The organism is Rossellomorea sp. FS2, from assembly GCF_047915635.1.
Classification (GTDB): domain Bacteria; phylum Bacillota; class Bacilli; order Bacillales; family Bacillaceae_B; genus Rossellomorea; species Rossellomorea marisflavi_A.
Window position 1 is genome coordinate 225,687 of the sequence record NZ_JBLRVS010000001.1, and the last position, 12,643, is coordinate 238,329.

Annotated in this window: 20 protein-coding genes and 1 tRNA gene; all 21 read left to right on the forward strand. The window is 51.0% G+C overall.

Translation table 11 applies throughout. The features are described from left to right. Nucleotides 1-84 precede the first annotated feature (84 nt). Nucleotides 85-822 carry a ribonuclease PH gene (gene rph, locus ACNA6I_RS01125; protein ID WP_048006279.1) on the forward strand — a complete coding sequence of 246 codons (738 nt, stop codon included), beginning with the start codon at nt 85-87 and terminating at the stop codon, nt 820-822. Nucleotides 823-837: 15 nt separating this feature from the next. After that, entirely contained in the window at nt 838-1,434 is a 597-nt protein-coding gene (locus tag ACNA6I_RS01130) for an XTP/dITP diphosphatase (protein WP_048006278.1), read from the forward strand. A gap of 11 nt (nt 1,435-1,445) precedes the next feature. Then, nucleotides 1,446-1,949: a metallophosphoesterase gene (locus ACNA6I_RS01135; RefSeq protein ID WP_048006277.1), complete on the forward strand. Its 504-nt coding sequence runs from the start codon at nt 1,446-1,448 to the stop codon at nt 1,947-1,949. Nucleotides 1,950-2,090: 141 nt separating this feature from the next. Beyond that, a tRNA-Arg gene (locus tag ACNA6I_RS01140) sits at nt 2,091-2,164 on the forward strand. Nucleotides 2,165-2,317: 153 nt separating this feature from the next. Further along, nucleotides 2,318-3,376: a tyrosine-type recombinase/integrase gene (locus ACNA6I_RS01145; protein WP_416312789.1), complete on the forward strand. Its 1,059-nt coding sequence runs from the start codon at nt 2,318-2,320 to the stop codon at nt 3,374-3,376. Nucleotides 3,377-3,554: 178 nt separating this feature from the next. Continuing rightward, nucleotides 3,555-4,052 carry a hypothetical protein gene (locus ACNA6I_RS01150; protein WP_416312790.1) on the forward strand — a complete coding sequence of 166 codons (498 nt, stop codon included), beginning with the start codon at nt 3,555-3,557 and terminating at the stop codon, nt 4,050-4,052. A gap of 508 nt (nt 4,053-4,560) precedes the next feature. Next, nucleotides 4,561-5,343: a hypothetical protein gene (locus ACNA6I_RS01155; protein WP_416312791.1), complete on the forward strand. Its 783-nt coding sequence runs from the start codon at nt 4,561-4,563 to the stop codon at nt 5,341-5,343. Then, nucleotides 5,343-5,726 (forward strand): hypothetical protein, encoded by a 384-nt coding sequence (locus tag ACNA6I_RS01160; protein ID WP_416312792.1) that lies wholly within the window; start codon nt 5,343-5,345, stop codon nt 5,724-5,726. The genes ACNA6I_RS01155 and ACNA6I_RS01160 overlap by 1 nt, the downstream gene beginning before the upstream one ends. 234 nt (nt 5,727-5,960) lie before the next feature. Continuing rightward, entirely contained in the window at nt 5,961-6,146 is a 186-nt protein-coding gene (locus ACNA6I_RS01165; RefSeq protein WP_416312793.1) for a hypothetical protein, read from the forward strand. Further along, on the forward strand, nt 6,143-6,640 hold the full coding sequence (locus ACNA6I_RS01170; RefSeq protein ID WP_416312794.1) for a hypothetical protein: 498 nt from the start codon (nt 6,143-6,145) through the stop codon (nt 6,638-6,640). Before ACNA6I_RS01165 ends, ACNA6I_RS01170 begins: the two co-directional genes overlap by 4 nt. Further along, nucleotides 6,640-7,017, forward strand: a complete 378-nt coding sequence (locus tag ACNA6I_RS01175) for a hypothetical protein (protein WP_416312795.1) — start codon at nt 6,640-6,642, stop codon at nt 7,015-7,017. The genes ACNA6I_RS01170 and ACNA6I_RS01175 overlap by 1 nt, the downstream gene beginning before the upstream one ends. A gap of 30 nt (nt 7,018-7,047) precedes the next feature. Continuing rightward, nucleotides 7,048-7,347 carry a hypothetical protein gene (locus ACNA6I_RS01180; protein WP_416312796.1) on the forward strand — a complete coding sequence of 100 codons (300 nt, stop codon included), beginning with the start codon at nt 7,048-7,050 and terminating at the stop codon, nt 7,345-7,347. Between the two features lie 38 nt (nt 7,348-7,385). Next, the gene (locus ACNA6I_RS01185) at nt 7,386-7,715 is read left to right on the forward strand and encodes a hypothetical protein (RefSeq protein ID WP_416312797.1); all 330 of its coding nucleotides are present in this window, start codon (nt 7,386-7,388) and stop codon (nt 7,713-7,715) included. Nucleotides 7,716-7,743: 28 nt separating this feature from the next. Beyond that, entirely contained in the window at nt 7,744-8,511 is a 768-nt protein-coding gene (locus ACNA6I_RS01190; protein WP_416312798.1) for a DNA replication protein, read from the forward strand. Beyond that, entirely contained in the window at nt 8,511-8,870 is a 360-nt protein-coding gene (locus ACNA6I_RS01195) for a YopX family protein (protein WP_416312799.1), read from the forward strand. Before ACNA6I_RS01190 ends, ACNA6I_RS01195 begins: the two co-directional genes overlap by 1 nt. A 144-nt stretch (nt 8,871-9,014) precedes the next feature. Continuing rightward, nucleotides 9,015-9,569, forward strand: a complete 555-nt coding sequence (locus ACNA6I_RS01200; RefSeq protein ID WP_416312800.1) for a hypothetical protein — start codon at nt 9,015-9,017, stop codon at nt 9,567-9,569. Next, entirely contained in the window at nt 9,566-9,745 is a 180-nt protein-coding gene (locus ACNA6I_RS01205; protein ID WP_416312801.1) for a hypothetical protein, read from the forward strand. Before ACNA6I_RS01200 ends, ACNA6I_RS01205 begins: the two co-directional genes overlap by 4 nt. 13 nt (nt 9,746-9,758) lie before the next feature. Next, on the forward strand, nt 9,759-11,099 hold the full coding sequence (locus ACNA6I_RS01210; protein ID WP_416312802.1) for an AAA family ATPase: 1,341 nt from the start codon (nt 9,759-9,761) through the stop codon (nt 11,097-11,099). Nucleotides 11,100-11,111: 12 nt separating this feature from the next. After that, nucleotides 11,112-11,300 carry a hypothetical protein gene (locus tag ACNA6I_RS01215; RefSeq protein ID WP_416312803.1) on the forward strand — a complete coding sequence of 63 codons (189 nt, stop codon included), beginning with the start codon at nt 11,112-11,114 and terminating at the stop codon, nt 11,298-11,300. Beyond that, the gene (locus tag ACNA6I_RS01220; RefSeq protein WP_416312804.1) at nt 11,297-11,482 is read left to right on the forward strand and encodes a hypothetical protein; all 186 of its coding nucleotides are present in this window, start codon (nt 11,297-11,299) and stop codon (nt 11,480-11,482) included. Before ACNA6I_RS01215 ends, ACNA6I_RS01220 begins: the two co-directional genes overlap by 4 nt. A 160-nt stretch (nt 11,483-11,642) precedes the next feature. Beyond that, on the forward strand, nt 11,643-12,629 hold the full coding sequence (locus ACNA6I_RS01225) for a toprim domain-containing protein (protein WP_416312805.1): 987 nt from the start codon (nt 11,643-11,645) through the stop codon (nt 12,627-12,629). The last annotated feature ends 14 nt before the right edge of the window (nt 12,630-12,643 follow it).

Genomic DNA, 12,643 nt, shown 5'->3' on the forward strand with positions numbered 1-12,643 from the left:
TAGCCGCCTCTTCTCTTTTTTTGAAAAACAGCAGTACATATCTTCCCGTTCAACGGGAGAAAGCAATAAACAGGAGGGACTTCAATGAGATACGATGGAAGACAGAAGATGGAGCTTAGGCCGGTTGAAATCGAGACGGGTTATATCAAGCATCCGGAAGGTTCGGTGCTGATCACGGTAGGAGAGACGAAGGTCATTTGCAACGCCAGCATCGAGGACCGCGTACCGCCGTTCATGCGAAACAGCGGAAAGGGCTGGATCACTGCCGAATACTCCATGCTTCCGCGCGCGACCGACACGAGGAATATCAGGGAATCATCCAAAGGGAAGATTTCCGGGCGCACGATGGAGATCCAGCGTCTGATCGGACGGGCCCTGCGTGCCGTCGTGGACCTGGAAGCACTCGGGGAACGCACGATCTGGATCGACTGTGATGTCATCCAGGCGGACGGCGGGACAAGGACCGCTTCCATCACGGGGGCATTCGTCGCCATGGCCCTTGCCCTCGGAAAACTTCAGGATCAGAACAAAATCAGCAGCTTCCCGCTCAAGAGCTTCCTCGCCGCTACCAGCGTCGGGATCGTGGAAGAGCATGGGGCAGTGCTCGATTTGAATTATGTAGAAGACAGCCAGGCCATGGTGGATATGAATATCATCATGACGGGCGAAGGAGAATTCGTCGAGCTGCAGGGGACCGGGGAGGAAGCGACATTCACGATGAATCAGCTTCAGGAACTCCTTGAACTCGGCCAGACCGGGATCCGTGAACTATTCGACATTCAAAAGGACGTACTGGGTGAACTCGCAGACAGAATACAGTAAGGGATGGAGAAAACTATGGCAAAGAACGTTATCATCGCAACCAAGAACAGGGGAAAAGCGAAAGAATTCGAACTCATGTTTAAGCCATATGGTTATGAGGTACAAACATTACTAGATTTACCACATATTGAAGACGTGGAAGAGACTGGTGTCACATTCGAAGAGAATGCGATCCTGAAAGCCGAGACAGTGGCAAAAGAGCTCGACTGCCTCGTCATATCCGATGATTCGGGATTGAGCATCGACGCACTGGACGGTCGTCCGGGCGTTTATTCCGCACGCTACGCCGGGGAAGCGAAAAGCGATGAAGCGAATATGGAAAAGGTCCTTGCCGAACTCGAAGGAGTGGAGGAAGCAAACCGGACGGCCCGCTTCCATTGTGTACTGGCCATCGCAGGACCTGGCCGGAAGACGGAGACCGTAAACGGAACGTGTGAAGGTGTCATCCTTGAAGAGAAACGGGGAAGCAATGGGTTCGGTTATGATCCGATCTTCTTCGTCCCGTCACTCGGAAAGGCCATGGCAGAGCTCACGCCGGATGAAAAGCGGAGCATCAGCCATCGCGGACACGCACTGGATCAATTGAGAGAGAGACTATCCGACTTCGTGTAAAGGGTGAGTAGATGAACATTTTAGTTGTAAGCGACAGCCACGGGTCCAAGGAAGAACTGGCCGACCTGTCCAGGATGTATGCGGGAAAGATGGACGTCATGATCCACTGCGGGGATTCCGAACTGCGCGCGGATGACGAAGTCCTGGACCACTTCAAAGTGGTCCGCGGAAACTGCGACATGGATCAACGGTTCCCCGAGACGCATCTTGAAGAAGGGGACGGCAGGCGGATCCTCGTGACCCATGGGCATTTATACGGAATTAAGATGTCATTGATGAAACTGAAGTACAAAGCGGAAGAACTGGGAGCCGATATGGTCTTCTTCGGTCATTCCCATGAATTGGGGGCGGAGCTGATGGACGGGATCCTATTCCTGAATCCAGGCAGCATCCTCCTGCCAAGGGGAAGGCACGAGAAAACGTACGCCCTCATCGAATCAACTAAGCACAAGATCCACGTGAAATTCCTGACGGAAAAACACGAGCTCGTCGAGGAAATCGAATTCGACATGTAAAGGGAGGGCCTGCCATGCAGGCTCCTTTTTACTCCAAATGAAGATCTCGGAAGTTTTTTCGAAAAACCGTTGACTTTCCTTTGATATACGAATATAATAATAAATGTCCTCAAGAAACACGGACACTTACATAATGCACATGTCCCAGTAGCTCAGCTGGATAGAGCAACGCCCTTCTAAGGCGTCGGTCGGGAGTTCGAATCTCTCCTGGGACGTACTCGTTCTAAATAGCGCTGTGTCAACGTTAATAGCCCGATGAATCAATCGGTGGCAGTAACGTTGGCATGGCGCTTTTTGTCGTGTCCGTAGGAACTCCGATTACGTCAGCGTGAGACATATCGGCCGACCGTCAAGGAGGATTTGCGGAAATGGCTAGACGATTTATTGCGAAAAGGGGCGACACGCCCTCGACCAAGGACCGACGGACTTCCAATGTCCGACGTGCAGTCGCGGAGGAGTATACGATCAAGGAAGCGCTCGAAATTTTCATATCGGCAAAAGAGGCGGAGGGCATCCGGCCTCGCACCGTGCTCGACTACCGGCAACATGCCGAATACTTTTCGCGGTTCATGGAAAATGACGAGTTTTTAATCAGCGAAATCACGCCGGAAAGGATTCGCGAATATGTGAATTACTTGCGAAAGGAAAGGCGGGCATATGACGGAGACGAGACGCGTGTGAAGGACGTGAAGGGTCTGTCGGTCAATACGATCAACACGCGGCTGAGGACGATGAAAACGATGTGTATCTTTTGGCACGGCGAAGGCATGCTCGATTACAATCCGATGGTTGGTATTAAAATGATGCGCGATGATGAGCTCGAAGAGGTGCCCGGCCTGACCGACGAAGAGGTCGATAAGGTGCTGAATAGTTACGACGAGAAGCAGTTCGCGGAATGGCGAGATAAAACGTTGGTGCTGCTTTTGCTCGACACCGGCATGCGTATAAATGAAGCGGTCAATCTACAGGTCGAACAGATCGATTTCAAACGACTCAGCGTTTACGTGTCGTCTCAAATCGCGAAGAATAGGAAACGGCGTGACATTCCGTTAAGTCGCGAGGTTGCCAAGCGCTTGAAGTTGCTTATCGAGGAGACGCGCCAGTATTTCGGCAGCGACGTGCAATACTTATTTATGACGGCATATGGCGAGGACTTTTCCGCAGACACGTTCCGTCGAAGGCTCAATCGCTTGAAAAGGCGCCTGGACATTCCGCGCCTCAGCCCACACATGTTCCGGCACACTTTCGCGAGGAATTACGTGCTGAATGGCGGGGACATATTTACGCTTCAGCAAATCCTCGATCATGCCGACATTAAGACTACGCGAAAATACGTACAAATGGACGATGAGCACGTACGAAGCCAACATAATAAATTTTCGCCAGTTAGGCGCCTGCTGAAACGTAGTGGGCGAGCAAGACTGTGATGATGACGCTAGTTCCTTTCGAGGGGCTGGCGTTTTTTTTTGTGCGAAAAAGGTGCGGCCGGCATATTATCCGTTAGAAGCACAATTAATTTTGTGCGAAATACAATCCGGATGACTATTATCTAGTAAGGGCGCAAATATACGCCACAAGATATTTTACTTACGGAGGAGGAATTGGATGTCTAACGCTTATATTCGAACCGGCGAAACACGAACCGGATTCAGCATCGTCTTTCACGAAATCTTCGACTTATATCATCCGTACATTGGCGACAAAGCTACGATGTACTATATGTATCTGCTGAGGTTCCGCAACAACGAACAAGGCGGACGCGAGGAAGGGAAGTCGTGGAAGGGACGTAACAGTGTGACGGAAAAGTTTCAGTTGTCATACTCGACGCTGCCGTTACTCGACGAAATACTGGAAGCAAGTGGGCTGGTCAATATCGAAAGGAAGCCGGTTGGTCGCGGTAAGGATAAGATTTACTACATCGTAAATGATCCGTTAGACCGCGAAAGATTCCGCGACAGAGAAAGCGACATACGGCGAAAGCTTGCGACAATGATTCGAACGTATGGGGCGCGCGAGAAGAATCCGGTTAAAGTGGCGAGCCTGCTCGGGAAGGAAATGGGAGCCAAACTTACGGATGAAGATATTAACTCTACGTCAGCGTAGATTATAATCTCCGTCAGCGTAAATGAAAAAGAACTATATAAAAAGAACTTGTTAAAGAGAATAAATACATTCCGGCTCATAAAATCGCCGGGGATATTATCAAAAACTATTTGCAAAAGGAGATAAGGTATATGCGAAAAATACAATTGCCTGATGAAGTTATCGCAGACATTAAGGAGTTAAACTTTCCTAAACACCGATTTCTCAACACATCGAATTTTGTCTCCAACGAGGGTAGGAATTCGTTAATGCCGTATGAATACGCAGGAGGAAAAATCGCAAATTTTCTTTTATCTGACGAGCGGAACTACGAACCATACTGCCGATACATCCTGGACGAATATACACGCAAAAAAGAGCCATGGGAGGGGTGAACGTGAGCTTACGAGAGGAATTATTGGCGCAAGGGTGTACGGAGGAAGTTTCGAAAAATCCGAATAAGGCGAAGAGAGTTACGTACTTTGCGGATCGTAAAGGCGAATTGGTTGCGAAAGTTTGTACGGTGTGTATGGAACTGAAAGAAACCTTCGCTTTCTTTCAGGATAGAGGTAAGCTAGGCGATCTGACATCGAGATGTCGGGACTGCCAGAAAAAATACTACGAGGACAATCGAGAAAGGCGGTTGGATTATGACCGTAAATACTACGAGGACAACCGAGAAAGGCTGGTAAATCAGAGCCGTAGTTACTACGAGGAAAACCGAGAAAAGCTATTAAAACAGAAGCGTAAATACTACAAGAAAAACCATGAAAGGCAGTTAGAGAAGAGACGTAGACACTACAAGGAAAACCGAGAAAGGCTGTTAGAGTATTCTAGGAAATACTACGAGGAGAATAAAGAAATTAGACGTAGATACCACAAAGAAAACCCGGACAAGGTAAGACTACACTACAACCGCAGACGAGCCCGTAAAAACGCACTACCGGACGACTTTAATCACGAACAGCAAAACGAAGTATTAGCAACATTTAACAACGCGTGTGCCCTTACTGGTGAATCAACTAGCCGTTCATGGGACCACGCGATCCCACTAGCAACTGGACACGGAGGAACCACCTACGGCAATATGTACCCGCTAAGACTAGGCCTAAACATCAGCAAACACGACCGCAACATTTTCGAATGGTTCGAGGCGAATAGGCAACGCTTTGAATTATCGCAAGACCGTTTCGACAGTCTCATCGCTTGGCTTGCGTCGGCAAACGCAATGTCAGTCGAGGAGTATCGCGATTACGTGTATCAGTGTCACGAAAATCCACGTACAATAGACGAATTAAAGGAGGAAGCTTAATGCGAGATTACGAGGAATACGAATGGTTACTAGAGAAGGACAATTCGGACGAAATGAAATTACTGAGGAAAAAATTTTCGGAGCATGTACGACAATCCGATCGCATGCCTAAGACGTACATTATCGTCGTAACTGAGAGCAACACGATAAAGCGCCAACAAACGCTAACAACGCCTGACACTCGCATCGACTTCATCGGATTATGTACGCAAACAATCGGTAGGCACTTTGGCGGAACTCGCTACAACGTAATCATTAATCACACCCGCCATGCCGATCTCGCCAACACCGGCGACGAACGCATCACGAGCTGGTACACTAACGAGCTTATCCGGTGCGCTCATCCGGATGTAAAGATACTGAACGGAGGCGATCTGATATGAAAAACGGATGCTGCAACGCCACCCTCACGACCGCCCTAGCCGTCATCACCGCACGCATCGCCACGGAGCATGGTCGCTCCGACCCGGAGTTTGTACGAGGTTTACGCGTTGCTAAGGCGCTTATACAAGGCGCAGGGCAGGCGGAAGCAAGGCGGTAGGGTATTCGGTCACGGCGACACAACGAACGCTCACACACGGCGCTAGGGCGCTTAGAAACGACGAGGAGGAAACGGAATGGATGATTCGTATAAGCCGGAAGTTCCGGCGTGGGTAGCAGAAGTGTTAGCGAAAAAGAAGCGTCAAGACCCTTTCGCAACCCTCGGAGTCAGTAAGCAATGGGACGAGTGGAAGTACAGATATTCCCGAAAGTATAAGTACGCGAAATTAAACGGCTGGAAAGTAAAGGAGGAAACGGAATGACAATCGACTTAAATGCAATCAAGAAACGGGCGGAAGCTGCGACGGAAGGGCCGTGGTATTATACGGAAATCGACCGGTATCATATCTCGCCCGATATTGAGGACGGAGCGGAAATCGCTGAAGCATATGCGGAACACAACGCAGTTTTCATCGCTCATGCCCGCCAAGACGTACCGGCCTTAATTGAGCTAGTCGCTCAAAAACAGGCGGAGGTTGAACGACTCCGCACGCAACAAGCCCGCCTCATCGCGGAACTAGAGAAAGCCGACAAGTTTTCCGATGAGCTTCGTGCGGAACTCTTCCGGCAACAACTGCCCGGTATTCGGAAGATCGTCGAGGATTGCGTAGATGATCGCCGTATCGAAACGATGGAGGATTTGAAAGATTTTTACGCGGAGAATAGGGCGCGGAAAATCGAAGCGGACAGGGAAGTGTATGAGGCGGTCTGCGGAATGATCAAAGACATGCTCGAAAAGCGAAAGGAGGACGACTAATGCCAGCGAAAACATACCACGATAAGCCAGTCGCCAACTGGAACGTCCGAGACATGCTCGCCTACTTGGGCGACGAACACAAGCGCAGGTTTGGCGTCGACTATCAGCCGTTCGGCACATGGGCGGCAGAACGCGGGCAGCTCGGTAACTGGCTAGGCACTGCGAAGAAGCGCGGTAAGTACGGAGCGGAGTTTACGAAACGGTTCATCGACGTGTGCCTGGCGGAGTATCGGCCGACGCGAGATTATCCGGGCATCAACTTCGGATTCATGGTGGCGTATATGAAACGAAACTTTCAGACGGTGCAGCTCGAGGTGATGCGGGCGGATGCAGCGGCGCAGAACCAGGCGGAAGAGGTTGACGAGGATTGGTTGTAGTCGGAGGAAATTATACGGAGGTGGAAACGGATGAACGAAAGCAATCTCGACTTAGAAGCTATTCAAAAACGAGCGGAAGCAGCGACAATGGGCGATTGGGATTATGATGCAGAGGATTACGGAATATCTAACGGAAACTTTATGGTGGCGATGGCAGATGTTAGTGAAAAAGGGCATCCATTTATTAATGCGAAGGATGTTGACATTAAATTCATCGCACACGCTCGCGAAGACGTGCCGGCATTAATCGCTGAGGTTGAGCGACTACTACGCTTAAATGAAAAGTATTACGGGATTTTAACCAAATTGGGGTATGGAATCGAGGAATAACAAAATTTACGGATGAAATATGTAGGAGGGAATATTAAATGAAACCAAACGAATTTATTTCAATACTAAGAAAAAGTGACGACTATATCAAAACAATTTATATGAACGGAGGTTGCTATCAATTTTATAAAATTTTAAAGACGTTATATCCGCAGGCTACGCCACTCATTGATACAGACAAAGGCCACATAGTAACTGTAATTGATAATGTTCAGTACGACATTACAGGCATAGTCGATGGGTCATTCTTTCCCTTAACTAAAGAAGACATAAGCATGTGTGAAAGTTGGAGTTTTTCTAATAGTTACTGGTTAGCAAAAAACTGTCCAATGTGCGACGAACCTGTCCATGCACCTGCACAGATTTAAGCAAAAACACTGGAAAGGAGGAACGCCAATGAGCGAAAACGCACACGCATCCAACTGCGTACTATCCACCCGATGTAAGCTCGCCAACTCAGCCGCATGCAATCGGAATTGCCCGAGCTACATCGCCATGCACGGACACAGCGGAAAGGGCGGCCGAATCGCCAACGCCAACACCCCGGCCGACTACCGACTGCTCACGCTGGCAAATTCGCCGGCACGCGAAGGGCAAGCGAAGGTGTATACAACGCTTGAGAAATACGCGGCAACGTTCGAACGGCAATTCGAAGAGAACGCGGAAAGGATCAAGTCGTTTTATTTCTGGTCGGAATCGCCCGGAACCGGTAAGACCACGACAGCTACTGCGGTATTAAACGAATACATCATCGCCAATTATCTCGGCAGTTTGAAACGCGATAGGCAAGCGCTTCAGCGACCGGCAGTGATGCTCGACGTCAACGAATGGCAATCGCTATTCAACGAATTCAACCGAAGCAACATTCCGCCCGACATCGCGGAACCGGCAAGCCGCGAATACTACAGGCGGCTCCAGCAGGCGAAATTAGCGCCATTTGCGGTGCTTGACGATATAGGCGTCAGGTCGGCGACGGAAGCCTTCAGAGGCGATTTACACAGCGTCATCAACCATCGCACGGCGAACGGCCTGCCCACGGTGTCCACGAGCAACTTACCGCTGAAGGAAATGGCGCAAGTTTTTGACGCTCGACTGTTCGACCGCATGAAGGATCAATGCGCGGAAATTCACTTCGAAGGAACATCGAAAAGGGGGAGACGCTGATGAGAAAATTAAAATTCCGATACTGGTGTACGGTCGAAAATAAGATGTACGACAAGGCTTACGTTGAGGAACACATTAACCTCGCGTTCATGAGCGAATTATTAGATTCGGCACAGGAGCGCTATATTTTCCAAGAGTTCGTCGGACTGAACGATAAGAACGGGCGGGAGATTTACGAAGGCGACTTCCTATACTTCGATGTATTCGACGGGCTTGTATCCGTCTCCGGTACTACGCAAGTATATTTCGCTGATGGATGCTTCCGCCTAAACGAACATCATCCGGTTGCTGACTACATCCGAAACGGAACGGTAGAGGTGGTCGGAAACATTTACGAAGGGGTTGACGCTGATGCTTAATTCGCTAGAAAGACGGGCAGTATTGCGAATGTCTTATGAAATGGGCACGGGAATCAGCGAAACAGTTCAGCGTATTGACTTACTCCGCAATTCACTAATTTACAACGTCATCCTAATACGAGAAGCAGCGAAGGAGGTTTTTCGATGAACCACGGCAACCAACGACCTGCCCTCGGCGACCTCATTCGCATCGACGGTTACGGAACGCGAATCTTCCAGGTCGACGCATGGCGACGCGAGGAGTATCACGGCATTGACGTAGCTTACACGGAAATTATTTACGAAGCGTTCGATTGCGGCAACGACGAATGGTTCGAAGCAGCGGCGGAAGATGTGACGTTTGTGGCAGACGCAAGCCAGGCCGACGAGTGGTTGCGGGCTAATCCGGCGCCGATCGTGCCAACTAGCGACTGGACAGCGTTTGGAATGGGGTTTTTAGACATTAACGGAGGAGGAGACGAAACTATGAAGGCGAAAGAACCACGCAAACCGACGGCAAGGGAACTCAGCGGACAAGAGGCGGAACGACGCAAGCAGGCACGGAAGGAACGGGCGGCAAGGATTGACGAGTTGCTAGACGCGCGGAATGATGCGAAGGAGCTGGCGGTGTTTTTCGGGGACAAAGACGGAGAGTATGGCGCGAAGGTGGCGGAGATTGATCGGGAGTTGGCGGAGCTGAGCGGGGAGGATTTGCGATGATGCGAAGAATTGACGGGGTAAGTAATCGCAAAATGAGAAACGTTGAATTTATCGAAGTGCTCGATAAGAAGCGTTTGCGTATCGTATTTAACAATTCGCAGGAAATTGTCGTTCGAGCCAGTAGCGAAGACTACGGTTATGACGAAGGGATTTATATCGAAAAAGATAACGTATGAAGGAGGAACGCGAATGATCTACGGCCAACTATTTCTTTCGAAAGTCATCGACACGGGCAACGTCACGGCCATCAAGGCGCACAACATCACGCAAGCCGACATGCCGACGGACGCCGAACGCCAAGCCCTCCGGTTTATCCGCGACTATGCGGAAGCCAACCGGGGTGAGGCGCCAAGCTACGATACGGTGCTCGTCGAGGTGCCGGACTTTGAATATATCGCAAATGCCGAGGCGAGCTTCGAGTATTCGGCGAAACAACTAAAGGCGCATGCAGCGAAGCAACATTTGATGTCGTTCATCAACGGAAAGTTCGGGAACATGTTCTCGGAGGAAAAAGACGGAAATAAATTGATCGACGACTTGATTTCCGAGGCGCAATCCATTAAAATGAGAACAAGCGTTCGTAGTAAGATTGGCACGGACATTAAAGTCGACGCCACATCGTTCCTGGACGAATATCGCAAACGCAAATCCGGCGAATCGTTCAAGCTATGGGCGTCGAAATTTCCCACCGTCACGAAGGAAATCGGCGGCTACATGAGCGGCAACATGTACGCATGGTACGGACGATCCGGCCGAGGTAAGTCCGTTTTCACTATGGAGGAGGCGATTGAGGCGGCAGCCCAAGGCGCGAACGTGCTGGTGTGGTCGATGGAAATGTCGCGGTTCGAATGGATGGCGCGTGCTTATTCTAGCATTTCAGCTAGGTTTAGTGCCGAGGTTAAGCGGATAGAGAACGTCGATTACGAAGTTGGTTTCGAAAATAGGGCGCTTCTTATGGGAACGCTTGACGAAGGCTTTGAGCGAGGGTTGGAGCAATTCGTAACTCTACTGCCGGAACTACTCGCAGGCAACATCACGCTCAGGGCGGCCGACGACGATGACTTCATGCGCCGCGATATCGCCCAGCTTGAGGCGGACATTATTGCGACAAAGGCTGACGTCGTGGTTATCGATCCCATTTACCTGATGGACTACGAAGCGAACACGTCAAAGGTGGCGGGCGGCGACGTAGCGAATACGAGCAAGAAGATTCGCCGTATTGCCGGCTACACAGGCGCCACGATTCACGTCATCACCCAAGCGGAAGAGGTTCGGGACGACACGGACGAGGATGGTAACCGCGAGTTGAGGGCGCCTAAGCGGGCGGAAATCAAAAAGACGAAGGCGATCCTCGAGGATAGCGCCAACGTATTCGGCATTGATTCACTGGATGGGCGCGGAATGATTGAACTGGGCAAGGGACGGAACGGCGGTGAGGGTACGCAGGTGGAAGTGATCTACCTTCCAAACTACGGAATTGTAAACGAAGCGCCGACCGGAGAGGTTGCGGCGAGTCAATTCGACTTTTAAGGAGGCGGTAACGTGGAAATTCGGGGCGACATGAAACTCGCGCTCAAGCTAATGGCGGACTTCAAGAAATCGCAGCCGAAGAAGAAACGACGGAACATCGACGTGGCCTCTCGGAAACTGCGCAACGATGAGCCGTTGAACAAGCGAGACAGAGAGGCGTTTAATGATTTGCGAAGATTTATCGAAGGTGGCAACGGATGAAGAAATTCCAACATGGCGACCTACTCATCGCACCCAACGGCTTAATCGGCCGGCTCAAAACGCAGGAAGGTACGCCCGAGTGTTCGGTGCATTCAATCGACGACAACAACTGGCAGGTGCGCGCCTGGTCGGTCGAGCACTTACGCAGGGGCGGCTGGCGACCGTACCCCGCCACGTATTAATATCCTAATCGAACGGCTGAAAACGCGAGAAATCGGGCGAGAAACGGCAATTTCGTCGCCAAATCGGCAACTGTTCGCGATAGTGGAAATTAATGGTTCGACAGCAAACGACAACATTAGCGTAACAAACGTGTAATAATTCCGTAAAGGAGGCGAAATAATGCCGACTATTCAGATAAGAAACCAAAACGTGGAAATTGACGTCGAGGCGGAACTGCGCGAATTCGAGTGGGGGCAAGCGCGTTGGCAAGCCGACAAACTTCTCGCCGCATCGCCTTTTCGCTACGATCGCAGCCCAAGCTTCTTCGTTCGGCTTGAGCCCTACGGCGATTATCCGGCAGGCACGTGGGCTGACTCAGGCGCATATGACGCGGAGTGGGCGTCGGGAGGGCTCGTTAAGCTACTCGCATTCCTTCGCAATGAAACGACGGAGGAAACGGAGGATCACTTGCTCGACTTGTACGGCGTGCCTGATACGGGCGACGGCCTGCGGTTAAACCCGTTGCGACTTCCGGCTAAGCGCTTAAGGCTGCCGTTGCCCGAGACGACCCTACAAGGCGCCGCACAGGCGAGCGACTACTTGCTAGGGCGTGGCATTAGCGCCGAGACTCAAGCGTACTATGGCGTGCGTGAGCTGCCTAACGCGGTCGAACTGCCGTGGCGACGGGCGAACGGGACGCTGGCAAACGTCAAGTATCGCAGCAAGCGAGGCAAGTCGTTTTGGTACGTCAAGGGCGGCGACCCTATCAGAAATTTGCTATGGGGATCGGATATAATCGTAAGTAGGCGGGTAAGGCAAGCGGTGTTGGCCGAGGCGGAAATCGACGCCATGAGTTGGCGCGAGGCAGGCTTTGACGCAATGGCAAGCGGAGGGGCCGAGTGGAGTGACGCCAAGCGTGACGTGGTGCTGCGGTCGGGACTCGAACGGCTGCTGATCGCAACGGACAACGACAAGGCAGGCGAAAAGTTACGGCAAGCGATTGAATCGTCGCTAATAGGCAGAGTGGCGATAGAACACGTCCGACTGGACGGGGAAGTCAAGGACGCCAACGAGGCGCTAGTGAAGCACGGGGCGGAGACGCTGAGGAAGGCGGTCGAGTTGTCGACAAAGGTACGTGAATTCACGTTCTTGCGACTAGGAAAGTAAGGCGCTTGGGGGCG

Coding starts and splice junctions, on each gene's coding strand:
- ACNA6I_RS01185 (WP_416312797.1), top strand. CDS start 7,386: ATGAAACCAAACGAATTTATTTCAATACTAAGAAAAAGTGACGACTAT.
- ACNA6I_RS01220 (WP_416312804.1), top strand. CDS start 11,297: ATGAAGAAATTCCAACATGGCGACCTACTCATCGCACCCAACGGCTTA.
- rph (WP_048006279.1), top strand. CDS start 85: ATGAGATACGATGGAAGACAGAAGATGGAGCTTAGGCCGGTTGAAATC.
- ACNA6I_RS01190 (WP_416312798.1), top strand. CDS start 7,744: ATGAGCGAAAACGCACACGCATCCAACTGCGTACTATCCACCCGATGT.
- ACNA6I_RS01135 (WP_048006277.1), top strand. CDS start 1,446: ATGAACATTTTAGTTGTAAGCGACAGCCACGGGTCCAAGGAAGAACTG.
- ACNA6I_RS01205 (WP_416312801.1), top strand. CDS start 9,566: ATGATGCGAAGAATTGACGGGGTAAGTAATCGCAAAATGAGAAACGTT.
- ACNA6I_RS01165 (WP_416312793.1), top strand. CDS start 5,961: ATGGATGATTCGTATAAGCCGGAAGTTCCGGCGTGGGTAGCAGAAGTG.
- ACNA6I_RS01200 (WP_416312800.1), top strand. CDS start 9,015: ATGAACCACGGCAACCAACGACCTGCCCTCGGCGACCTCATTCGCATC.
- ACNA6I_RS01155 (WP_416312791.1), top strand. CDS start 4,561: ATGGAACTGAAAGAAACCTTCGCTTTCTTTCAGGATAGAGGTAAGCTA.
- ACNA6I_RS01210 (WP_416312802.1), top strand. CDS start 9,759: ATGATCTACGGCCAACTATTTCTTTCGAAAGTCATCGACACGGGCAAC.
- ACNA6I_RS01180 (WP_416312796.1), top strand. CDS start 7,048: ATGAACGAAAGCAATCTCGACTTAGAAGCTATTCAAAAACGAGCGGAA.
- ACNA6I_RS01175 (WP_416312795.1), top strand. CDS start 6,640: ATGCCAGCGAAAACATACCACGATAAGCCAGTCGCCAACTGGAACGTC.
- ACNA6I_RS01145 (WP_416312789.1), top strand. CDS start 2,318: ATGGCTAGACGATTTATTGCGAAAAGGGGCGACACGCCCTCGACCAAG.
- ACNA6I_RS01150 (WP_416312790.1), top strand. CDS start 3,555: ATGTCTAACGCTTATATTCGAACCGGCGAAACACGAACCGGATTCAGC.
- ACNA6I_RS01160 (WP_416312792.1), top strand. CDS start 5,343: ATGCGAGATTACGAGGAATACGAATGGTTACTAGAGAAGGACAATTCG.
- ACNA6I_RS01130 (WP_048006278.1), top strand. CDS start 838: ATGGCAAAGAACGTTATCATCGCAACCAAGAACAGGGGAAAAGCGAAA.
- ACNA6I_RS01195 (WP_416312799.1), top strand. CDS start 8,511: ATGAGAAAATTAAAATTCCGATACTGGTGTACGGTCGAAAATAAGATG.
- ACNA6I_RS01170 (WP_416312794.1), top strand. CDS start 6,143: ATGACAATCGACTTAAATGCAATCAAGAAACGGGCGGAAGCTGCGACG.
- ACNA6I_RS01225 (WP_416312805.1), top strand. CDS start 11,643: ATGCCGACTATTCAGATAAGAAACCAAAACGTGGAAATTGACGTCGAG.